We start from the raw sequence: 21612 nt of genomic DNA, 5'->3' as shown, positions 1-21612 counted from the left end.
ATACTACTTTTTTTGCAACGAACCTTCAAGAAATGACTTATGTGTTTTACTTCCCGGCGAGTGAAGTCTCCCTCTCTGGCAAGCTTTCCTACTATTCAGCTATTAGTGAGCATGAATACGAATATTTTTCCGTAAATCACGGACAGGGGTTGGACTACGCTGATTTAGTAGAATGGATCGTGAAAGAAATCCGACAGCAGCATTCGTTCATTACGGATGAGAAGGCGAGCAATTTTTCCAATAAAATGGCTAACAGCTTTCGAAATATGGCCTTATTCTTAGAGAATTCGATCCATGAGCCGATTCGGGATTATCTGTCATCCGAACAATCCTTGCTATATGGGCATCCTTTGCATCCATTTCCTAAAAACACACTAGGTTTTTCCGAGGATGACGTGCGGAAGTTTTGTCCGGAGCTTCATGTTTCTTTTCAGCTTTGCTATTTGGCTGTAAGGAAGGATGTCTTTCGAGAAGAATGGGTATTGGGACAGAAACGAATGGAGCTGCACGAAAGTGTCTTAAACCATGCGCAACGCAAACTGCAAGAAAAAAGGGATGGATATGAAATTTTGCCGATTCACCCTTGGCAATATGAGCATGTTCAAACCATTAACGCCGTGAAGGACTATATTCAGGCGGGGAAAATCATTTTCCTTGGAAGCTGCGGTCCGTTGTCCTATCCGACATCTTCGGTACGAACTGTGTTTATTCCAGCAATGAGCTGCAACCTGAAGCTGTCGTTAAATATTCAGATCACCAATATGATGAGAAACAACAACAGGGAACAAATGCGAAGAACCCTGGATGCGGCCAATTACCTGTTGAAAAGCAATTGTTTCGACAAAGATCGGTCTACTCGAATTGCCTATGAAAAAGGCGTCTGCACCTGTCACTTTGAGAATGATGAATGGACGAAATTGTTTGCAGTCGCTTATCGTCCAATTGAGTTCGATGAAACCTCGACCTATGTACTGTCTAGTCTGGTTGAGGCTCCCATGCAAGGGGCATTGCCTCGCTTATTTTCGTTGATGGATTATCGCCAAATCGATCCATGGTTCCAGCAATATTTGGCGATATCCCTGCTGCCGATCGTCCGCATAGCGGAAGAGAAAGGGATTCATTTTGAAGCGCATTTGCAGAACACTTTATTAACCATTCAGAACGGCATGCCCCATACTTTTATTATTAGGGATTTGGAAGGCGTTAGTGTGAATAGGGAAAAGGTTGAAGCGAATTTGGATACAACGGGAGCTCTTTTCTATTCCAAGGAAGAAGCCTGGGCGCGCACGACATACTATTTTGTGGTGAATCATTTAGGCTCATTGATACATGCCATGGCTAGTGGAGTAGGAGTAGAAGAAGAACACTTTTGGAGAATTGTGCGCGAAGCTCTTGAGCAAGAATATGAAGAAAGCAGGAACGAATATGTCCTGCATTTACTAACGGCAAACGTTTTTTATGCAAAAAAGAATCTGATGAGCTGCCTTGCAGGGAATAGCGAGAAGCCATCTTATGTTCAGGTGGACAATATCATGAAGCGTATTGGGAGTGAAGCAAATGAAACAAGTAAGCTATCTAGATAAAGAACAGCGGACTGCCTTTGATGAGGTAACAGAGAGAATCATACGGCAGACGATGGAATCCCTTCTATTCGAAGAAATCATTAGCATTGTCCCAAATGAAAAAGAGTGGTCATTCACTGGGAAAACGGTAGATGGGAACATAGTTGAGTATTCATGCGAAGCCGCTGAAAAATGGTCTTTCGGCAGAGTGAAAATCGTCAAAAACTCGATCAAACGAAAAGCTGAGCCATGTACCAGCTTATATGTCTTCCTTGAAGAAGTGATTCAGAACCAATTGGCAGGGGCGCACACGACTTCTTTTATTCATGAATTGCTGGAAACCTTAGCGAAGGATACCCAGTCCAAGGAATTCCAGCCAGCCCGGATTCCAGATCAAGATCAGCATTATGAAGCCTTGGAAAGTCATATGGTCGACGGTCATCCGTATCATCCCAGCTACAAATCAAGACTCGGATTTTCGTTGAAAGACAACTATGCTTACGGTCCTGAGTTTAACCAGGAGGTTTCTTTACAGTGGATCGCGGTAAGTGAGATGTGGGCAGATGTTTCACTTTCTGATGAGGAATCATTGGATGAAATTTATAAGCAGCATCTAACGGAAGAAGATAGACTCAAATTCAATCTTGTAATAAAGGAGAAGGGCAGCAACGATAAAAAGTATGTATTCTTTCCCGTGCATCCTTGGCAATGGGAGCATCCCATGCAATCTATCTTCGTTCAGCATCTGCGGGATAAAGATATTTTGCATCTAGGCACATCGAGTAGTCCATATAGAGCACAACAGTCGATCCGAACATTGGCTCATCGGGGTAATGCGGCTGCCGCCTATATTAAGCTGGCGCTGAGTATAACGAATACTTCAACGAGTCGTATTCTCGCACATCACACCACGCAGAATGCACCACGGATAAGCGACTGGCTGAGCAAAATTATTCAGAACGACAGGCTGTTGCAGCAGGAAAGGGTTCATATTTTAAAAGAAGTCATGGGTATGTCCTTCCGATACGATCAGCTGTCCCCGATTCAGTATCGTTCAGCCTATGGAATGCTTGGGGCAATTTACAGGGAAAATGTGTCGACCTATCTGGATGAACAGGAGGAAGCATGGCCATTAAATGCACTGCTGCTTACTCAGAAAAATGGAGTGCCGTTTATTCAAGCGGCGATTGAGCAGTATGGGGTGGATAAATGGAGCGATGCGCTGATTAGGACGGTGACGCTTCCGATCATCCACTTGTTGTACGCTCATGGGATCGCGCTGGAATCTCACGCGCAAAATATCATTTTGGTTGTGGAGAATCATTTTCCGAAAAGCATCATTCTTAAAGATTTGCATGACAGTGTTCGCTATGTGCCTGACAAGCTTTTGCAGCCGGATTGGGCGCCTAAGTTAAACCCAGAGCCAGAAACACACCGGAAATTTAACCGATATTCCTTTATTCAGGCGGAAGCGGTATCGGAGGTTAGGGACTATACCTATGACGCATTCTTTTTCATTTGTATGACTGACATTTGTTTGACGTTTGAAAAATTTGGTTTGAGCGAAGCCGATTTCTGGCGCAAATGTACCGCAACAATTTTGAGTTATCAGCAGGATCATCCGGAATTTAAAGACAGGTTTGAAATGTTTGATCTATTTGGGGAGGATGCTTTAATTGAAGAAATGACGAAGCGGCGAATCTACGGAGATAGCGAATTGTACTTCCGCAAAGTGAAAAACCCTTTGCTGCGGGCAAGGGATGCCTTGGCATGAGAATAAATAAACTAAAGCGAAAAATAAACAATAATGAGCCTGTATTTGGTCTGTTTGTATCTATACCGCATCCGATTATGATTGAGCTGATTGGCTATGCCGAATATGATTTTGTCATTATTGATTATGAGCATGCAGCGACGAATATGGAAACGATTGAAAATATGATTCGCGCTGCAGAGCTATTAGACATTACGCCGCTTGTGCGAATATCGAAGGTGGATCGGATTGAGATCTTGAAAGTGTTGGATTGCGGCGCCCAAGGTATTGTAATTCCTAATGTGGAGTGTAGAGATCAAGTAGAAGAAGCCGTACTTCACACTTATTATCATCCAATCGGCATGAGGAGCTTAAATAGCGGCCGAGCGGGCGCTTATGCGAAATATTCACTAACCGATTATATCGCGGAAGTGAATGAGGAGCTGATGATCATCCCGATGATCGAAAGCGTAGAAGGTGTAAATCAGAGTGAGGCGATCTTGTCTGAGCCGTACGTCAGTTTTGTTCTGGAAGGAGCGGCAGACCTTTCGCAATCGCTTGCTGTACCTTGGGATACCGACCATCCCGAGGTACAAAGGAATTTAGAGCTATTATATGAAATGTCTCAGCGGTGCAAGGTGCCATATGCTGTCGTATCAAGAAGCTTGGAAAGCCATAGCAGGTGGGCGGAAAAGGGAGTGAATATTTTTGTGCTGGGGGATGATCGCAATACTGCATTCCGGGCTTATCGCCAAAAAAGGGATGACTATCTAAGCGTTATGGAGGGGAAATAATGAATAGCCATAGCCAAATCAAGCAATGGATTCACTGGTGGCATAATCAAAGCGAAAAACCAATATGTGCTTATGTGTATGATTTAGAGGGCATTAGAAGCCACGTCAAAAATATGCTTAGCACCATGCCTAAACAAACTAGCTTGTTTTATGCGATTAAAGCCAATCCAGACAAGAAAATTATTGAAGCACTATTGCCATTAGTGAAAGGATTTGAAGTGGCATCGATTGGTGAATTGTTGCTAGTCAGAAAAATTTCTGAAAGCGTGCCGATTTTATTCGGCGGACCAGGAAAGAAAGATGATGAGCTTGAGATGGCCATTAGAACAAACGTTGCTTATATTCATGTAGAAAGCCTGCTCGAGCTGCGGAAAATCATTCTTTTAGCCAAATCATGGAGTCGGCATATTCGAATATTGCTGCGGATTAATTTAAGAACAAACACATTGCCGCAAACTAAAATTTCGATGGGCGGCAAACCAAGCCAATTTGGGTTGGATGAAGCTTTTATTGAAGAGGCAATCGCGATTCTAAGAGAGTCTGATAATCAATACGTTCATTTCAGCGGGTTTCACTTCCATTCCTTATCCAACAATCTGCAGGCGGAGCTGCATGTGGAGATGATTCAGTTTTACTTGCAGAAGGTGGAGAAATGGAAACGGTCGTACGGGATAGATGTTCAGGTTGTTAATGCAGGCGGAGGTTTTGGCGTTTCTTATGATGATAAGCCGGGGTTTGATTGGCAGCTTTTTACCTCTTTGCTGGCTGAGAGTGAAGGATTGCGGGCTTTGGGAGAAACTCAGCTTTTCTTTGAGCCAGGAAGATTTATTGTCGCTGATTATGGTTTTTACGTTGCGGAAGTCGTCGATATCAAACAGTCGCAAGACGAGTTTTTTGCTGTATTAAGAGGAGGTACGCATCATAATCGGTTACCGGCATCCTGGGAGCATAATCATCCATTCTGCGTTGTGCCTACAACAAGGTGGCCATATCCTTTTCAACGCACAGAAATAAACAATGCCAAGGTCACGATTGTCGGAGAGCTGTGCACACCCAAAGATCGGCTTCATACAGATGCTGAATTGGAACAATTACGAGTGGGAGATGTTCTGCTATTCGAGAAATCAGGCGCCTATTGCTGGACCATTTCCCATCATGACTTTTTAGGTCACCCGCATCCCAAATTTTATTATATAACGGAGGGAAATTAGGATGATCCGATCGATAACGCAAATCCGGAACAGAACTGCCGAACAGCGGGTAAGAAAGGATTTAATGGATGCATGGATTGCCGAACAATTTTTCGTTTTCGACACTCAAACAACAATGAAGCTTTCAGATGTGCCTGAGCTTGCGCAGCAGCTTTATCCTGAATATGAACGAGCTTTGATTTATGTAGGTAAGATATGCTTTCTCATCGAGGATAGCTATCGGCAGGGCTATCAATGGATGACTGATTCGCCTATATATCTGAAAGTAAATGATAGCTGGAACGAAATTCAGTCCCCGATCGAGCTCAGTCAAGTCGTATTGCGTGAGGCATTATCTGAAGAAGCATATGCGCACCCAGGCGTGACAGATTTTCTGGACGGGTTGGCTATAACCATTCAGCAATTAGGCTTAAGTTTGGAGCGGGCATCGTATCCCAGCTCCTTCACTCCACTATCCGCATACGACTGGCATGTGAAGGGTGAAATGATATCATCCTTGCGTGACAGGCCTTTTCATCCGCTGTCCAAGGCCAAGATCGGTTTTACACCGCAGGACTATCAGAATTATATGGCCGAGTTTGGCAAAGAGACAAAGCTGCATTGGGTGGCAATAGCTAAGACAATGGTTGTAATAGGATGTCCGGAAGATGAAATGGAAGCTCTTGATGTGTTGAATGTTCAGCAAAAGAAGATCATTAACAATGAATTGACACAGAAGGCGATATCGAAACAACAATACACGATTATTCCTGTGCATCCATGGCAGCTGGCGCATAAAATTTTGCCAGATTTCCAAAAAGAATTAGCGGACAAAACTATTATCATTTTGGATTCGCAAGCAGGAGATTTCCTGGCGACTTCTTCGATGCGTTCTTTCACATTACCTTATGCATCAACCTATATGCTAAAGCTGCCGATTAGCGTGAAATCTTTAGGGGCTGCGCGATATTTGCCAGTCGTGAAATTGCTAAACGGGCTTGTTGGGGAGAAAATGTTTCGGCAGGCCGTAGCTTGCGATGAAACCCTTGCCCATAAAGTTTTCTTATGTGAAGAGAAGCATTGGTGGGGATATATGCCAACGGATATGGGGCTTTTTGATGACCATCCTCGACATTTGGCTGCACAGGTTAGAGTTTACCCGCAAGAAATTTTACAGGATGGTTATAAAATCATCCCAATGGCATCTTTAGGGGTGGCGTTGAATGAACATCATTTTCTAACGGAGATTCTTGGGGGAAACCTGTCCACAGAAGATGTAATCGACTTTTATACCGAAGCTGCCGCTATGTTCTATGATATTACGCTGAGATTGTTTAAAGTCGGGATTGTACCCGAAATACACGGTCAAAATTGCTGTCTGGTTTTGAAGAAAAACAAGGTCAGCGGTATGTTGTTTAGAGATCATGATTCCGTGCGCTTGCACCAGCCTTATTTAGATAAGCATCAGATTCAGGACCCTGGCTATCATATAAGGCCTGGTTATTCGAACAGTCTATATAACGAAACGCTGGAAAAATTAGTTTTCTATATTCAATCTTTGGGCACGCAAGTTAATTTGGCTTCAATCATGGAGGCATTATCAGAGTCTTATCATATTCCGGAGAAGCATTTTTGGGAGATTACAGAGGCGAAGCTAAGAGAAGCTTTACATAATATCGATATTCCCGAAGCTGATAAAAATGTATTGCGCCATGCGCTGTTCGAAAACGAAGCCTGGCCGGTGAAGTTAATTATCCGACCATTGCTGGAAGCAGATGGAGTGCCGGGAGCTATGCCTTCCGGAAAAGGAGTGGGGCACAACCCCTTCTATTCTAAGACACCTAAAGCTGAATAACAGTGATTTCAAGCAGGAGCCTTTAACAAAAAAGACGATTATCCATTCTAGAACCTGAATGGGCAATCGTCTTTTTGTGACCAGCTTTCATTCCATAACAATTGAATCAGAAAGATGCTAGAATAGAGCAGGTAGACTGTAAAGGAGTGAGTAATGTGGAAAATAATCAAAACTGGGCAGGTAACTACAAGTACAGCGCATTGGAGCTTCATGTCCCGGAAAGCGTTGGACAAGTGCAAGAATTAGTGGCACGCAGCAGTCGAATAAAGGTGCTTGGCACGCGCCACTCGTTTAATGGAATTGCAGATTCTACCGGAAGCCTTCTTTCGCTTCAGAAACTTAACCGAGTGATAGTATTAGATCAAACGAACAACAAGGTAACGGTCGAAGCTGGGATTCGGTATGGGGAGCTGTGCCAATATCTTCATAGCAACGGCTATGCACTGCACAATTTGGCGTCATTGCCGCATATTACCATAGCAGGTGCATGCGCAACAGCAACACATGGTTCCGGTAATCGGAACGGCAATTTGGCTACAGCGGTTCATTCCATGGAGGTTATAAAAGCAGATGGAGAAACGGTCGCGTTCTCCCGTGAACAAGAAAGTGGGGTAATCGACGGAGCAATCGTTGGACTTGGGGGATTGGGTGTAGTTACGAAAATCACGTTGGATGTGATCCCGACATTTCAGATGAGTCAGTACGTCTACGATAATTTATCTCTTTTGCAGCTTAAAGATCACTTTGAAGAAATTTTCTCCAGTGCTTACAGTGTCAGTCTATTCACGGACTGGAAGAAGGCTTCGTTCAATCAAGTTTGGCTAAAGCAGAAAATAACAGCACAAGCCTCAGCTCAGCTTGGGCCAGAGTTTTTCGGAGCGACACGGGCAAGCACGAATCGGCACCCCATTCCAGGACACGGATCAGAGAATTGCAGCGAACAGCTGGGCATAGCGGGACCGTGGTATGAACGGATGCCGCACTTTCGCATGGATTTCACCCCAAGTGCTGGAAATGAGCTGCAAAGTGAGTATTTTGTGCCTCGTCAAGATGCCTATCATGCATTGTGTGCGCTTGACCAGATACGGGAGCACATCTCGCCACTCCTCCTTGTTTCCGAGGTTCGCACGATTGCAGAAGATAATCTTTGGATGAGTCCTTGCTATAAGCAAGATTCGGTTGCGTTTCATTTTACCTGGAAAGCTGATTGGGATGCGGTCCAACTAGTGCTGCCGATTATCGAAAAGGTGCTTGAGCCATTCCATGTTCGTCCTCACTGGGCCAAGCTGTTTACTATGCCCTCTGCCAAACTGCAATCGCTCTATGAGAAACTGCCTGACTTTCAAGGGTTACTTCGTCAATTTGATCCTAAAGGAAAGTTCAGCAATGCCTTTTTGGAAGAATATATTATGAAGAAGAACATCACATGAGTGAGATTGCTAAAACGCCACAACCACCTTATTATGCCGTGATTTTTACATCTGAACGAACAGATGGGGATAACCGATATGCAGAAATGGCAGACGAAATGGTAAAGCTTGCATCGATTCAACCAGGATTTCTCGGTGTAGAAAGTGCTAGAGAAGGATTAGGTATTACTGTATCTTACTGGGAGTCTCTAGAAGCCATACAAAAATGGAAACAAAATGAACGACATTTGGCCGCACAAAGCCAAGGTATTTCGGAATGGTATCTCACCTATAAAACAAGAGTTTGTAAGGTCGAAAGAGATTATGGATTTGAAAAAGTCTAACCAAGTCTAGTAGAGGACAGGGAGGGAACCATGCTCCACTGTTCTTTTTCATTTATTAGCTTAATGGATAGAGTATTCATTCGCTGTTCAGCTAATTGAATTAACTGTTCTTCTAGGTTACTCCGTTCTTCAGCAGTAATTTCGTGATCCATATAATACTCGTAAATCAACATATATTCGTCTACAAATTCACTATCCTGCATAAATAAACACTTCCTTCCGAGACACTTCTCTATATTAATTAACTTGGACAAATTCTCGTAAATATATACAGATAAAAGGAAGTTTAGCGAAATCTTAATGAATTCGTTATCTTTTCTTAGTAGAAATTTAAAGCCTTTACTCTATGATAGGAAGACTACAAAATCTTCTGGAGGTACATAGAATGAAGAAAACAACGATAACCCTATTAACTCTATTAATAGTAGGGTCTATGCTTGCAGCATGTACGAATAAACCCGCGGCGAATACTACAGAGCATATATTACGGATTGCATCGGGTTATGGGATGGATGAAGAGTATTTCCGTGAGCAATATACAGAGCTTTTTGAGCTTGCTAATGAGAATATTAAAGTTGAAATCATTCCTACTATGGATTATAGCAATACCGGACGTTATAGCAACGGGACTTCGAATGATCCCAATGAGCCGCTGCCCAAAACCTCACTTGAAATCATGATGGACCTGATGGAGGGACCTAATCCACCGGATGTTGTTATTCTGGGAGCAGAGCAAATGAAAACAGTCATGGGCAAAAATTTACTGGCTCCACTAGATGCACAGATAAAAAGCAGTAAGTTTGATACTACGGATATTGTGCCAGTCGTCATGGATAGCTTGAAAAGCTTTAGTGAGGATGGTCAGCTATATGCCCTCTCACCTAATTTCGACTCACCGGCTTTAATCTACAATAAGCAAATGTTTATCGATGCTGGAGTAACAGATTTACCCCGCGATAAAATGACATGGGACGAGGTTTTTGCACTTGCTAAACGGCTAACTCACGATGAAGGAGTGAATCATAAATACGGCTTCTCCTTCTCCTCCCAAGCAAAAGGCGGTATGTTCTATAGCATGAAGACGTATACGGACGCATTTCCCTTGCAGATGTATGATGATTTAGGTGAGAAAATGACGGTAGATACGCCGGAATGGGAGAGTGTGCTTACTAAATTGAACCAGCTGCAAAAAGATAAAATTATCCCATCCGGCGAAGATTTGAAATCAATAAAAGAAGGTAATGTATCAAGTGATGGTGGAGGAGACAATCAGGAAGGACCCTTTTCTTATGATGATTTTATGTCGGGGCGAGTGGCTATGGCAATCGTGAATTATGGGCTATTGGCTCAGCTGAATAATGCTAATAAGAGTGCGGATACTATCAAAGGCTATACGAAAATTGAATGGGATGTAGTGACAGCGCCGAGCTTTCCAGATGCACCAGGTGTAGTCGCCAATATTGGGCTTAGCAATTTAATGGCCATTAATGCTAAATCAACAAATTTTGACGATGCCTGGAAGTATCTTGAGTTCATCAATGGCGAGAAATGGGCGCAGCTGAAATCCCATAGTACTTATCAAATGGTTTCGCTTAAGAAGTACATTCAACCACAGGATGGTATAGAGTTTAACATTAAAGCTTTCTATGAGAACATTAAACAAGCGCCAGTAGCAGATTATAATAAGCTGTATCGGGATAAACAAAATATTTGGACGATCGATCAAATTGGGCAGAATGTCTTAAGTGAAGTAATTACAGATAAGAAAACAGTTAAAGAAGCCTTGACGGAATGGCAAACTAAGGGAGATCTGGTGCTGCAGAAAATCAAAGAGAATCCCAATGCACCGATAGATCCATCCTTGTATCAGTCTAGCGGCACTAATAGTGGAGCACCAAAAGCTAATTATGGGGGATAGAGTGCAGATTGAATTAAATGCAATGGCTAAAATCTTAGAATTAGAAATCTACCTGCAAATATCCATTTAGATTGAACAAAATTAACGATTTGAAGAGAGGTACCTGCAAAAATCCATTTAGATTTTCCAGAAACTCTTGAAATAAGAGTTTTTGAGCTCTTTTTTAAAATCTGCCTGTAGATTTGCAGTTAGATTGTCTCAAAACCACGTTTTTATTAAATGAAAATGTATATTTGTTGTTTCATCTCAAAAAACTCCAATCTTTTGTAAGGAATTTCGGCAACCTCAAAATCTATCTTAGAGAGGCTCTTAGTAAATGAGACGGGTCAACCATATTCTTTGTGAAAAGAAATTAATAAAAGGGATTCACACATTGGAAGTTCCAATAGGTGAATCCCTTTATGAAGGTCATTTTATACTGTGAATATGAGTTTGTTAATGTGAAGCTGCATATTCTTCCATCTCAGCTGCCGGATCAAATTGTTCCTTGCTCATGGCTATTGCTGCCACAAGTGCGATCACAGACGGGATAATAGCCCAAGCGAAGGTTTGGACGAGTGACGAGGAGAGTGCCGCTGTAATCTTATCCAGAACATCAGTGGGAATTAAGTCCCGAGTTTCCGGAGTTAAGATTTTACGCGGATCGCTTAGATCCACACCATCCGGCACTGCAGCACCGCCGCCGAACACGGATCCTAATTTATTCATAAACACATGGCTTTGAATAATCCCGAAAACCGTAATACCAAGCGTCATTCCTAGTGACCGCATGAAGTTAAGCGTCGAGCTTGCGGAGCCGCGTTGTCTTGCGGTGAAGCCATGAATTGCTGCATTGCTTAACACAGAGAAAGAAGCGCCGATTCCAAGACCTACAAGAATCATGAAAATCGTAACCATGAATCGCGTGGAATCAGGTGTTAATGTAGTGAGTAGGGCAATTCCGACAACAAGCAACGCCAATGTTGGAATCATAATGGAGCGATACTTAAACTTAGCAAGCATGGAACCGCCACCTGCAGCAGTAACGACGGTTCCGAGCATCATCGGAAGCAGAACCAGCCCAGAATTTGTTGCAGATCCGCCAAGTACGCCTTGCATGAAAATTGGAATGTAGATGGAGGCTGTAATAAACGCTGCTCCACTAAAAATCGCCATGGCATTACTAGTTGCATAGAGGCGATTTTTGAACATGCCAAAGGTGATGATCGGTTCTTGTGCACGCAGTTCGATAAATATAAAACCAATGACAAGTACCGCAAAAGCTGTGAACAACCCTATAATCATACTGGAGTCCCAAGCATATTGCTTACCGCCAAGCTCGAGTGCGAACATCAGGCAAACGATGGATGCTACTAGCGTGAATGCGCCAAGGTAGTCGATTTTTTGCTTGGAATGCTCGACAGACTCTTTGTAAAAGAAAGCAATCATCACGAATGCAATAAGACCTAGCGGTAAGTTTATGTAGAAAATCCAAGACCAATGGATATAATCCGTCAGATAAGCCCCAAGAAGCGGGCCAAATATACTCGATATACCAAATACGGCACCGAATAACCCACCCATTTTGCCTCGTTTATCCGCAGGAACCACATCAAACATAATTGTGAATGCGATCGGCATTAAAGCACCGCCGCCAATACCTTGAATCGCACGATAAATACTCAGCTCTACGATGGAGTCTGCTGTACCACATAAGGCAGAACCGCCCATGAATACAATAATTCCGAAAATAAAGAAACGCTTGCGACCATACATATCAGATAATTTACCGAAAATCGGCATACCAGCCATCTCTGCTACCAAATAAGCGGAAGTCACCCATACTAATTTGTCAAAGCCGCCTAGATCACCAACAATCGTACCGATTGCGGTTGCTACGATAGTATTATCCATCGATGCCATAAGAATAGCCAGCAGCAAACCTGCAAGTATAATACCCATTTTATTACCCTTAACCATCTAATCTTGCTCCCTTCAAATTTCTTCTGCTTCTATAACAATACCAACTAAGCCCGCTTTAATCAAAGCTCTTTTAAACAAAATCCTTTGTTGCTTACCCCTTTGCAATTTAGCACTAATTCCGCTAAGATAAACTTAATTAATTGCACGTTAATCTAGTATCTTATTTATAAAAGTATCTAGATTTTAAAGATAACTATATTCTAAAAGGAGGGGTGTCTTTTGTCAAGCGATCGGCACGTTCAACCAAGAGATTTACAGGAACAATTCACTTTACGCATGCGAGGCCTGGGAGCCCGAACCGTCCTATACCAGCAAAATGTCGCTGCTTCTCTAGGGTTATACAATAATGATTTTTTATCTATAGATATCCTGCACGAAAAAGGCCCCATCACCGCCGGTGAGCTGTCCAAACTAACGGGGCTTGCTACAGGCAGCGTTACCACATTAATTGATCGGCTTGAAAAAAACGGTTTTGTTCGCAGGCAGAACGACCCGAACGATCGTCGAAAAGTGATTATTGTCCCATTGTATGAGAATAAAGAGGAGGTTAGCCGTACATACCTTCCGCTTCATTCAGCGATGGTTAAGCTGGCTTCCTCATATACAGTTGAAGAGCTTGAGCTCATTACGCAATTTCTTGGCAAAGCAAGCACGGTACTTGAAGATCAGATTCAACAACTCAGTTCGACGGCACGCAATTAACCTTATCCAGTAGATCTTTAATTAATCCGATCGATTCAAGAAATGATATAACCTATAATTAATTCATAACTGAATTCAGGTTTTATTAAAAAGGAGTTTATTTTCATGAACGATCATTTAGAACAATTTGCTCCTTCGACACAATGGATTTGGGCAAGCCCTGGAGAATTAGGCGCTTGGTGGATGTTCCGGAAAGCATTCTCCGTTGCGAAAGTGCAAAAAGCTGAATTAAATATGACGGCCAATTTTTATTATATTGTGTATATCAATGGTTCAATTGTGGCGAGGGGGCCGTAGCGCTCTTATCGTTTTGCCAAACTGTATGACGTTATTGATATCACACATTTGCTGCTGGCGAATCAGGAAAATGTAATTGCTGTCCTCACCGCAGAAATGAGAGAAAGCAATACTCCAGCTGAACCTGCTCCAAGCCAAGGCTTACTTCTACTAAAGGGTATACCGTTACAACAGGTATATTTCGCGCGATCGGGCAATACAGCACCAACTGGGAGGATATATTCTCCTTGGTTGTCATGGCCTCATTTCGGTATTGCTAATGTTCTTATTTATGCAAAAGTTCTTTATTGCTGGCTTGACTGAAGGATCGATTAAAGGTTAATAAATTAATAGGACGAGGTGAAGCAGTGGAAGATTTACGTGGGAAAATAGCGATAGTAACGGGCTCTACGAGTGGGATTGGAAGGGCAGCAGCTGTTGACCTCGCTCGAAATGGAGTAAAGGTGATTGTACATGGAATGAACGAAGAACGTGGCAAACAGGTTGTTGATGAGATTAGCTTATTTGGTGGCAGTGCGGTTTTCGTTAGACAGAATCTAGCACTTCCGGAAGCTCCAAGCGAGCTTGTTAAACAAGCCATTAGTCACTGGGGTGCACTCGATATACTAGTAAATAACGCGGCACTAATCTGCAATAAACCTTTGGAAGAAGTTCAGCATGAGGATTGGGATTCGCTATTTGCTGTAAATGTCAAAGCGCCTTTTTTCCTAACGCAGGCAGCACTGCCTTGGTTAAAACAAAGCGGAGATGGCGTTGTCATTAACGTCAGTTCGATTAACAGACTTGTAAATTCACCTAATAATCTGGTTTATGATGCCATGAAAGCTGCACTTAACCATATGACCCGAGGGCTGTCTCTAGATTTGCGCAAAGCAAATATCCGTGTAAATGCCATCATGCCAGGAGGTACAGCTACCCCAATGTTAAATGAATGGTTGAAAAAGGTAGACTATTCATCAGAAGAAATTGAACAAATTTATCGGCATGCACCTTACCTGGCAACTCCCGATCAGATATCCAAAGTGATTGTTTTTCTAGCAAGCAAACAATCAGATTGGATCAATGGCGCAGAGATACCGGTTGATGGAGGCTATTACATTGGAGAATAAAGAAAAGCCTATTCAAGTAAAGGCAACCGAGCAATTGACACCCCCTCAGTGGGCGTTGCAGCAGCAGCAATTGTTTCAAACGTTGAACAAAGCGGCAGAGGAATTCATTGCACGTTACACACATGCAGACGGCACCTTGATTTGGCGAAGTGATTGGCCTGGTATGGACGGCTCAGATGATCCCTATGAAGGTTTTATGAATTTGGCACTCTTGTATGTTTTAGGGGGAAGTACCGAATTACATGAGAAGTCACGCAAAATATGGGAAGGCATAACATGGCAATGGACAGAATATGGCCAAATCCATCGCGAGTTTGATGCTTACTATGATTGGATGCATCATGGTGAGGGTTATCTTTATTTGTATTTTCTCGGATTAGCAGGTCCTGCGACACCTAAAGATCGCCAGCGTGCTGTGCGTTTTGCCAATATGTATACAGGCGATGATCCGGAAGCTCCTAACTATGATAAGGAACGTTTGCTCATTCGCTCCCCTTTAACGGGCAGCTTAGGTCCGAGATTTGAGGTAACCGAGGAAGATTGGAGCACGCATCGCGGTATTTTAGATGATTACTTGGCTCCATATGAAGATATCCCAGGAGTTGATTTTGCCAGCCGAAAGTGCCCATGGTCGGATGATGAAACCTATAAACAACTGATACAGATGATGAATGAGCGAATGAACCGTGGAGATGTTCCGCTAAATTTGAATTCTACGAGCCTGCTAGCGCATGCTTTTCTGCATACAGGAGAAGAACGGTTTCGAGACCAGATCGTCGATTACTTAGGTGCTTGGGAAGAGCGAACGCGGCAAAATGGCGGTATTATCCCCGACAATATTGGCTTATCCGGTGAGATTGGCGAATATAATGATGGCAAATGGTGGGGCGGGTATTATGGCTGGCGTTGGCCACATGGTTTTATAACGATTATCGAGCCTTTGACGAATGCCTGTATAAATGCGGTCTTGCTTACCGGGGATATGGGGAAATTGCAGCTGGCGCGAGAGCAGTTGGATCGGAATTGGGAGCTGCGTACATTACAAGAGGGTAGATGGGTTGTTCCTTACAAACATTTCGATAGCGGATGGGGAGATTTCCGTGAAGCAACACCACAATATCCCGTTTATCTGTGGATGATTTCCATGGCAGCAGAAGATCTTGAACGAGTTGAACGGATTCCGAAGAATCATGATTGGAACGAAGTTATCGTACCAACCATGTCTGGGACCGACAAGAAAACCGGACGGAATACAAAGCATTACATTGGCAATACACAGCCCTGGTATCAATACATTCGTGGACTGAATCCGGATTATCCGCAACAGATCTTAGCAGCGAATTATCAGCTAATAGCTAGCCAACTGGTTAAAATGCGTTCAGCTGATGGCGACCCGCATAACTGGTCGCAGAAGTACAATGAAGGTGACTATTCCAGCATCCATGCATGGCAGGAAATGTGCCCACTCTATTTTGAAGGACTTGCCCAGCTGACCTTAGGGGCGCCGATGCACATTTCACATGGCGGGCTGCAGCATGGACGTGTTAGGTATTATGATGTTGAAGCGAAACGTCCTGGATTACCTGCAGGCATTTCCGCTTTGGTGGAAAAGCTGACTGCGGATTCTGTTACGCTTCATCTGGTCAATACGAGCTTATTCGACGATCGGTTGTTGATAGTTCAAGCAGGAATGTTCGGGGAGCATCGGTTTCTGCAGGTTGAGCTCATTAATCAACAAGGCAATATAACGGATACAGTAACCGTGAATGGAAGATGGCTTCAGGTCTCTATTCCAGCTGGGACAGGTATAACTTTGCATGCATCAATGGAACGATATGTGCATTCACCTACTTATGATATGCCTTGGGAGACGAGTGATAAGCCTTTGTTGATTAGTGGACGTGTAAAAGCTAATTAAAAGCAATGCATCCGAAGTACTTCAAAAAGGTCGCATTGCTTATGGCTAGACATCACCATCACACTCATTAAAACAATAAGCTCTAACCTTCCTAATAGGAGGTTAGAGCTTATTGTTTAATCAATTAGAGATTATACATTCTACAGCCCCAATGAATTTACGCTTGAAGCTTCGCAAGCAGCTCCTCAAAACGGTCCATGAGCTCAATCGCACCTTCTGCCATACCTGATTGAATAACCCCATCACGAATCTCTATAGAGGGAAACAAGGATACTTCTGTCAGCTTCGTCTTGCCTCCAGGTTCCTCTTCGAATGTTACCGTTACAAGCCCAACTGCAGGCAAGCCTTCGAATTCATACGTATTAACAATCCGCTCGGGGGAAGCGATTTCGTGATAAACCCCATTGAACGCGTACTCATTCCCGTTGCTGTCGTGCGAAACGTATCTCCAGACACCGCCTTTTCTTACTTCCATTTTGTCCACTGATGTTGTGTGGCTACGAGGTCCCCACCATTCAGAGATAGAATCAGGGTTAGTGAAAGCTTTGAATACAAGCTCGCGTGCCGCGTCGAAGCTTCGAGTTATGACGATTTCTTGTTTTCCCGGTTCAGCAATAATGGTCGTTTTTGTCATTATAATTTCTCCTTTTAGTTATTATTAATTACTTGTCGTCTTGATTCTGATCCATTGCTTTTAGTTTGTTCAGGTAAGCGTCAAACCGCTCAAATTGTTCTTCTTTTACGCTGATAAAGGTCTTTAGCCAGCTGTCTAACTCGGTGAACTGCTCCGTTCGCAGCATGTAGATCCGCCGATTGGCAATAGCCTGAACCTGGACAAGCCCTGCATCTGTCAGAACACGGAGATGCTTAGAGGATTGCGGCAGTCTGAGTCCAAGCTGCTGGGCGATCTCCCCCACAGTATGTGCACCAGCATCACGCAACAGTTCAATGATATTCACCCGATTAGGTTCAGCAAGAGCGCTCAGGGTTGCTGTGTTCATGGCTTAATCTCCCTTCGAATGGATGTTTACAATATACCATATAAGGAATGTTCATGTAAATGAAATTTCATGTAGAGGAAACTTCGTTCCGCCATTCAACAGCATTCTATCTTTCCCGGCATAAACATCAATTGAAGGTAGGTAAATCAGCAGGAATTTCAGAAAAAAACACTAATAAATGGTAGGATCTGCTTATATTAAGCCGATACGAAGATTAATATACTTATATTTAATTCGAAGAAATGTTATGGAGGGATGAATGTGAAGTTGTTCAAAAGGATAAGCTTGGGTTTTATAGTGTTCTGTTTATCTATTGTCGTGTTTTTACCTTTGTCCCCAGCTCATGCAGATGTAAGTCTTACAGGCTTCTTTATTGAAAGCGGCGAGAAACCTTATTTGGCAGCGGGGCAAACGATCTCTTTCAGCTTTGGGGATGATCGGGCAATCGGAACTTCACTTGATTATGCACGTGTTTTCTATTCGATTGACAATGGATTGAATTGGATTCCCGTTCTTGAGCTTCACAAGGAGGAATATCAGGGCTTCGGAGAATACGGAACCTTCAAGCTTCCGATTGATGCTGCAGTTACGTCGGCTCGGCTGCGTTTGAGCACCAGCTTTACCCCTTTTATTGGAGGTGTAAGTTATCCCAAGGTAGATGTAGGACCGTTTAAGATTATGCAGCCCGGTGGTGCAAGCGATGCAGTCGCCACAGCTAATGCCGACGGATCGGTTACCTTAACGTGGAACGATAACTCCAATATGGAGTCTTATTATCAAATTAATCGGACTGGAGGCACTGGAGGTGATAAAACCTTCTATGTCAAAAATACAATGGATCACATTGGACCTCTCACCTACGAAGATAAAGGGACGAATAATCAGGAAACTAATCTCTATTTCTATACCTTATTTCCAGTGATTGATCAGTTTGCATTGCAGGAAGATATCAAGCCGGAAGCCCAAACCGCGATTGTGCTGATCAAGGCCCGGCCTGGCATTCTGATAATCAAAGATATTATTAAGAAATCCGATGTCATAGACAGCATTGCAACTAAACTGCCTAAAAACTACGTTAAAGTCGATAAAGGCACAATTTTAAAGACAATGCCCGATATAATCGACTCGGATAAAATTTCTGCTGAGATCAAACTTCCAGGATTGCCTGGCAGTGGGGATGGTGATGGAAAGAAACCTGTCGATCCAGCTGGAAGTAAACCAGATGATACGAAGAGTGGAAGCGGGACAATGAGTGGAACAACTGCACTAACAGATGAGAAACTGGAGGAGCTTGTGAAGGGCTCTAGTGGCTGGGCGAAGGCGGAACTGAAACAGGCCATTACACTGAACCTCTATATAGATGCAGTTATCGGAAACTACCAGCAGCCCATTACACGGGAGCATTTTGCGGGGCTTGCGGTAAAGCTTTATGAATTATTAAGCGGAATTATAGCAGAGGAGATTTCACCAAATCCGTTTACAGATACGACGAGCTCAGATGTATTAAAAGCGAATAAGGCAGGTATTGTGACCGGTATATCTGCGGGTATCTTTGCTCCCAATGCAACAATTACCCGGCAGGAAATTGCCGTGATGCTAATGCGCACAGTAAAGGCGGCAAAGCCAATGCTGGTGCTCGATACGAGCAAAAAATTTGAAGCAGCAGATGAAGCAAAAATAGCCTCTTGGGCAGTCGAGGCCGTAAATTGGGCTTTAAATTCTAATATCATGAGTGGTATAGGTGAGAATCGAATCGACCCAACAGGCAATACCACGCGAGAGCAGGCTATAGTGCTGGTGAAACGTGCCTATGTGAAGCTGTTGCAATAGACTAAGTAGATCTAGATCTTTATCCCACCCAAGCTGGCTCCGCTGACGAATAATCGCTCGATCTTCTTCTCCACGGTTGGATCTGGGATTAATGGCGGGGCTTGATGAGGCTTGATGCGTGCATCAATAATCAGATTATCACAGGCCCAATGCTTATGCGCATAGTAGCTATTCACACCATAGATATCATTGGCAGGGTTGCTGCGTGTAAAGGTAGCCCAGAAGAAATTCGGAATTGTTGCACTCATGAATGAGCTGTCATCACACAAAATAATCATTGGACAGGCTGTAAGCACCCCTTTGGTATGAATAGCTTCAGATAAACCTTGTAATTCCTCTTGAGCTTCCGTGTAACTTGTAAATGCAGCTCCTTGGATTGCTACTACTCCGGGCATAACCAAGCGAGCATTTTCGAATCCGCGCAGCTCATTCAAACCCTCAGGTACTTCCGTGCATAATTCTCTTAATACATCTCCATAAGCAGCAAAAACGACTTTACTGCCTTGATTTAAACCAGTACCTGAATAGTCAAGGGTATCTATGGTTGTATTCGTCTGAAAATGAATGTCTCGCTGCAAATCAATCCGCGCTAGAATATAGGTTAGAAAACCCACTTCATCATGCGTATCTAAAGGCTGTTTGTCTTCGGCTGTGATGAATAAATATTTCGCTAGGCTCAGCTGTCCCGTACCCAATATGCGATTGGCAATTGTGAGTATTTCGGTTGGTTGTTTGACTGGTTGATAGGGGGTATAGCGCTCACTGCCGATTGCAAATAGCAAGGGATGCACACCTGCAGCATCTACAGCGTGGACTTCCTTAACACCAGGAATTTCCTTCTTAAGCGAATCGCCTGTCAGCTCATGGATAAGCTCGCCGAAGGAGGTATCCTCCTGCGGTGGACGGCCAACAACGGTAAATGGCCAAATTGCATTAGGCTTGGCATAGACTTTATGTACCTTCATTACAGGGAATGGATGGGTCAAGCTATAATAGCCCAAATGATCGCCAAATGGACCCTCAGGCTTAGTTTCGCCAGGATGAATTTCTCCCGTTATCACAAAATCAGCATCATTGCTGATACAGAAGCCATCCATATAGCTATGCCGGAAACGACGTCCGCCAAGTAAGCCGGCGAAGGTAAGCTCACTCATTCCTTCAGGTAAAGGCATTACGGCTGACAAAGTATGTGCAGGAGGTCCGCCGACAAAACAACTGACTTTTAGCGGCTTGCCTTGTTTGATCGCTTTGTCCTGATGGACTCCAATACCGCGGTGAATCTGATAATGCAAGCCAATCTCTTGATTCATTTCATAGTCATTACCGCTTAGCTGAATACGGTACATGCCCAGATTCGAATTCATAATTCCTGGTTTTTCGGGATCCTCCGAATACACCTGAGGCAACGTAATAAAAGCACCACCGTCCATTGGCCAATGCTGGATGAGTGGCAGATCGGCAATGCTGATTTCCTGTGCTGCAGCGGGTAGACTTCCGGATTTTTTCATTGGCAGGGCTTTCCAAGCCGCGAGTCCAGTACTGATATGTTTAAAGGGATTTTTCAAGGCTTTTGTCGGATCATTACGTAATGCCATTACGTTCTGCACGGCATCCAAGGTAGAACGAAAAATAAACTTGCTGCGCTCTAAGGTGCCGAAGAGATTAGATACCGCACGGAATTTTGAGCCCTTTACGTTTTCGAATAATAAGGCAGGTCCGCCGGCAGCATAAACCTTCATATGAATGGCCGCCATTTCCAGATAAGGATCAACTTCCTCATTAATCCGGATCAAGTGGCCATGCTTCTCTAAATCAATGATGCAATCTTCTAAATGGCGATACATATCGGCTTACTCCAATCTCTATGTGTGTTCCTGGATTTATATTGTCGTTCTAGTAGACATTTTACCATTCCTGTTGGGCATTTACTATCCGCAGAATTGGGAAGATTCCTCTAAGACAACGCTA

The 21612-nt window shown here is 43.5% G+C and carries 19 protein-coding genes; 13 read left to right on the top strand and 6 right to left on the bottom strand.

The window, feature by feature from the left end; all coding sequences use genetic code 11:
• Nucleotides 1-32: 32 nt before the first annotated feature.
• From EHS13_RS31800 to EHS13_RS31770, 7 genes are all read left to right on the top strand, one after another.
• Complete coding sequence (locus tag EHS13_RS31800; protein ID WP_227013627.1) at nucleotides 33-1583, top strand: IucA/IucC family protein; 1551 nt, start codon at nucleotides 33-35, stop codon at nucleotides 1581-1583.
• Nucleotides 1558-3336 carry an IucA/IucC family protein gene (locus EHS13_RS31795; protein ID WP_155704221.1) on the top strand — a complete coding sequence of 593 codons (1779 nt, stop codon included), beginning with the start codon at nucleotides 1558-1560 and terminating at the stop codon, nucleotides 3334-3336. Before EHS13_RS31800 ends, EHS13_RS31795 begins: the two co-directional genes overlap by 26 nt.
• Nucleotides 3333-4109 (top strand): HpcH/HpaI aldolase family protein, encoded by a 777-nt coding sequence (locus EHS13_RS31790; RefSeq protein ID WP_155704220.1) that lies wholly within the window; start codon nucleotides 3333-3335, stop codon nucleotides 4107-4109. The genes EHS13_RS31795 and EHS13_RS31790 overlap by 4 nt, the downstream gene beginning before the upstream one ends.
• Nucleotides 4109-5320, top strand: coding sequence for a type III PLP-dependent enzyme (locus tag EHS13_RS31785; RefSeq protein ID WP_155704219.1), 1212 nt, complete (start codon nucleotides 4109-4111; stop codon nucleotides 5318-5320). The genes EHS13_RS31790 and EHS13_RS31785 overlap by 1 nt, the downstream gene beginning before the upstream one ends.
• Before the next feature lies 1 nt (nucleotide 5321).
• Entirely contained in the window at nucleotides 5322-7154 is a 1833-nt protein-coding gene (locus EHS13_RS31780) for an IucA/IucC family protein (RefSeq protein WP_155704218.1), read from the top strand.
• Between the two features lie 155 nt (nucleotides 7155-7309).
• Entirely contained in the window at nucleotides 7310-8584 is a 1275-nt protein-coding gene (locus EHS13_RS31775) for an FAD-binding protein (RefSeq protein WP_155704217.1), read from the top strand.
• Nucleotides 8581-8907 carry an antibiotic biosynthesis monooxygenase family protein gene (locus tag EHS13_RS31770; protein WP_155704216.1) on the top strand — a complete coding sequence of 109 codons (327 nt, stop codon included), beginning with the start codon at nucleotides 8581-8583 and terminating at the stop codon, nucleotides 8905-8907. Before EHS13_RS31775 ends, EHS13_RS31770 begins: the two co-directional genes overlap by 4 nt.
• On the opposite strand, the gene EHS13_RS31765 is transcribed toward EHS13_RS31770, so the two are convergent.
• On the bottom strand, nucleotides 8904-9110 hold the full coding sequence (locus EHS13_RS31765; RefSeq protein WP_155704215.1) for a hypothetical protein: 207 nt from the start codon (nucleotides 9108-9110) through the stop codon (nucleotides 8904-8906). The two genes, EHS13_RS31770 and EHS13_RS31765, sit on opposite strands and share 4 nt — an antisense overlap.
• A gap of 182 nt (nucleotides 9111-9292) precedes the next feature.
• Here EHS13_RS31765 and EHS13_RS31760 point away from each other — a divergent pair, with 182 nt between their 5' ends.
• Entirely contained in the window at nucleotides 9293-10825 is a 1533-nt protein-coding gene (locus EHS13_RS31760; RefSeq protein WP_162463349.1) for an ABC transporter substrate-binding protein, read from the top strand.
• A 435-nt stretch (nucleotides 10826-11260) separates the two neighbouring features.
• Here EHS13_RS31760 and EHS13_RS31755 read toward each other — a convergent pair whose 3' ends face one another.
• Nucleotides 11261-12784 carry an MDR family MFS transporter gene (locus tag EHS13_RS31755; RefSeq protein ID WP_155704213.1) on the bottom strand — a complete coding sequence of 508 codons (1524 nt, stop codon included), beginning with the start codon at nucleotides 12782-12784 and terminating at the stop codon, nucleotides 11261-11263.
• Between the two features lie 279 nt (nucleotides 12785-13063).
• Between EHS13_RS31755 and EHS13_RS31750 the strand changes: the two genes are divergently transcribed.
• Nucleotides 13064-13489 (top strand): MarR family transcriptional regulator, encoded by a 426-nt coding sequence (locus tag EHS13_RS31750; protein ID WP_227014076.1) that lies wholly within the window; start codon nucleotides 13064-13066, stop codon nucleotides 13487-13489.
• Nucleotides 13490-13594: 105 nt separating this feature from the next.
• Entirely contained in the window at nucleotides 13595-13786 is a 192-nt protein-coding gene (locus tag EHS13_RS31745) for a hypothetical protein (protein WP_155704211.1), read from the top strand.
• 85 nt (nucleotides 13787-13871) lie between these two features.
• On the opposite strand, the gene EHS13_RS37025 is transcribed toward EHS13_RS31745, so the two are convergent.
• Nucleotides 13872-14024 carry a hypothetical protein gene (locus EHS13_RS37025; RefSeq protein ID WP_155704210.1) on the bottom strand — a complete coding sequence of 51 codons (153 nt, stop codon included), beginning with the start codon at nucleotides 14022-14024 and terminating at the stop codon, nucleotides 13872-13874.
• Nucleotides 14025-14133: 109 nt separating this feature from the next.
• On the opposite strand from EHS13_RS37025, the gene EHS13_RS31735 reads away from it, so the two are divergent.
• Nucleotides 14134-14895, top strand: a complete 762-nt coding sequence (locus tag EHS13_RS31735) for an SDR family NAD(P)-dependent oxidoreductase (RefSeq protein WP_162463348.1) — start codon at nucleotides 14134-14136, stop codon at nucleotides 14893-14895.
• Nucleotides 14849-16813: a DUF8034 domain-containing protein gene (locus EHS13_RS31730; RefSeq protein WP_227013626.1), complete on the top strand. Its 1965-nt coding sequence runs from the start codon at nucleotides 14849-14851 to the stop codon at nucleotides 16811-16813. The genes EHS13_RS31735 and EHS13_RS31730 overlap by 47 nt, the downstream gene beginning before the upstream one ends.
• A gap of 157 nt (nucleotides 16814-16970) precedes the next feature.
• Here the strand turns inward: EHS13_RS31730 and EHS13_RS31725 are convergent, their stop codons facing one another.
• Nucleotides 16971-17447: an SRPBCC family protein gene (locus EHS13_RS31725; RefSeq protein ID WP_155704207.1), complete on the bottom strand. Its 477-nt coding sequence runs from the start codon at nucleotides 17445-17447 to the stop codon at nucleotides 16971-16973.
• Between the two features lie 28 nt (nucleotides 17448-17475).
• The gene (locus tag EHS13_RS31720) at nucleotides 17476-17814 is read right to left on the bottom strand and encodes an ArsR/SmtB family transcription factor (protein WP_155704206.1); all 339 of its coding nucleotides are present in this window, start codon (nucleotides 17812-17814) and stop codon (nucleotides 17476-17478) included.
• Between the two features lie 261 nt (nucleotides 17815-18075).
• On the opposite strand from EHS13_RS31720, the gene EHS13_RS31715 reads away from it, so the two are divergent.
• Nucleotides 18076-19644: an S-layer homology domain-containing protein gene (locus EHS13_RS31715; RefSeq protein WP_162463347.1), complete on the top strand. Its 1569-nt coding sequence runs from the start codon at nucleotides 18076-18078 to the stop codon at nucleotides 19642-19644.
• Nucleotides 19645-19655: 11 nt separating this feature from the next.
• On the opposite strand, the gene EHS13_RS31710 is transcribed toward EHS13_RS31715, so the two are convergent.
• Nucleotides 19656-21488: a UbiD family decarboxylase gene (locus EHS13_RS31710; RefSeq protein ID WP_155704204.1), complete on the bottom strand. Its 1833-nt coding sequence runs from the start codon at nucleotides 21486-21488 to the stop codon at nucleotides 19656-19658.
• Between the last annotated feature and the right edge of the window lie 124 nt (nucleotides 21489-21612).

Source organism: Paenibacillus psychroresistens (assembly GCF_009728935.1).
GTDB classification, from domain to species: domain Bacteria; phylum Bacillota; class Bacilli; order Paenibacillales; family NBRC-103111; genus Paenibacillus_AC; species Paenibacillus_AC psychroresistens.
Note: the sequence above shows the minus strand (reverse complement) of the source record. Positions and strands in the feature narration are given on the sequence as shown.

Bases quoted from the DNA above. Each gene is read 5' to 3' on its own strand.
- EHS13_RS37025 (WP_155704210.1), bottom strand. From the start codon at position 14,024: ATGACAACCAAGGAGAATATATCCTCCCAGTTGGTGCTGTATTGCCCG.
- EHS13_RS31710 (WP_155704204.1), bottom strand. From the start codon at position 21,488: ATGTATCGCCATTTAGAAGATTGCATCATTGATTTAGAGAAGCATGGC.
- EHS13_RS31790 (WP_155704220.1), top strand. From the start codon at position 3,333: ATGAGAATAAATAAACTAAAGCGAAAAATAAACAATAATGAGCCTGTA.
- EHS13_RS31720 (WP_155704206.1), bottom strand. From the start codon at position 17,814: ATGAACACAGCAACCCTGAGCGCTCTTGCTGAACCTAATCGGGTGAAT.
- EHS13_RS31730 (WP_227013626.1), top strand. From the start codon at position 14,849: ATGGCGCAGAGATACCGGTTGATGGAGGCTATTACATTGGAGAATAAA.
- EHS13_RS31750 (WP_227014076.1), top strand. From the start codon at position 13,064: ATGCGAGGCCTGGGAGCCCGAACCGTCCTATACCAGCAAAATGTCGCT.
- EHS13_RS31780 (WP_155704218.1), top strand. From the start codon at position 5,322: ATGATCCGATCGATAACGCAAATCCGGAACAGAACTGCCGAACAGCGG.
- EHS13_RS31755 (WP_155704213.1), bottom strand. From the start codon at position 12,784: ATGGTTAAGGGTAATAAAATGGGTATTATACTTGCAGGTTTGCTGCTG.
- EHS13_RS31785 (WP_155704219.1), top strand. From the start codon at position 4,109: ATGAATAGCCATAGCCAAATCAAGCAATGGATTCACTGGTGGCATAAT.
- EHS13_RS31765 (WP_155704215.1), bottom strand. From the start codon at position 9,110: ATGCAGGATAGTGAATTTGTAGACGAATATATGTTGATTTACGAGTAT.
- EHS13_RS31725 (WP_155704207.1), bottom strand. From the start codon at position 17,447: ATGACAAAAACGACCATTATTGCTGAACCGGGAAAACAAGAAATCGTC.
- EHS13_RS31745 (WP_155704211.1), top strand. From the start codon at position 13,595: ATGAACGATCATTTAGAACAATTTGCTCCTTCGACACAATGGATTTGG.
- EHS13_RS31760 (WP_162463349.1), top strand. From the start codon at position 9,293: ATGAAGAAAACAACGATAACCCTATTAACTCTATTAATAGTAGGGTCT.
- EHS13_RS31770 (WP_155704216.1), top strand. From the start codon at position 8,581: ATGAGTGAGATTGCTAAAACGCCACAACCACCTTATTATGCCGTGATT.
- EHS13_RS31795 (WP_155704221.1), top strand. From the start codon at position 1,558: ATGAAACAAGTAAGCTATCTAGATAAAGAACAGCGGACTGCCTTTGAT.
- EHS13_RS31800 (WP_227013627.1), top strand. From the start codon at position 33: ATGACTTATGTGTTTTACTTCCCGGCGAGTGAAGTCTCCCTCTCTGGC.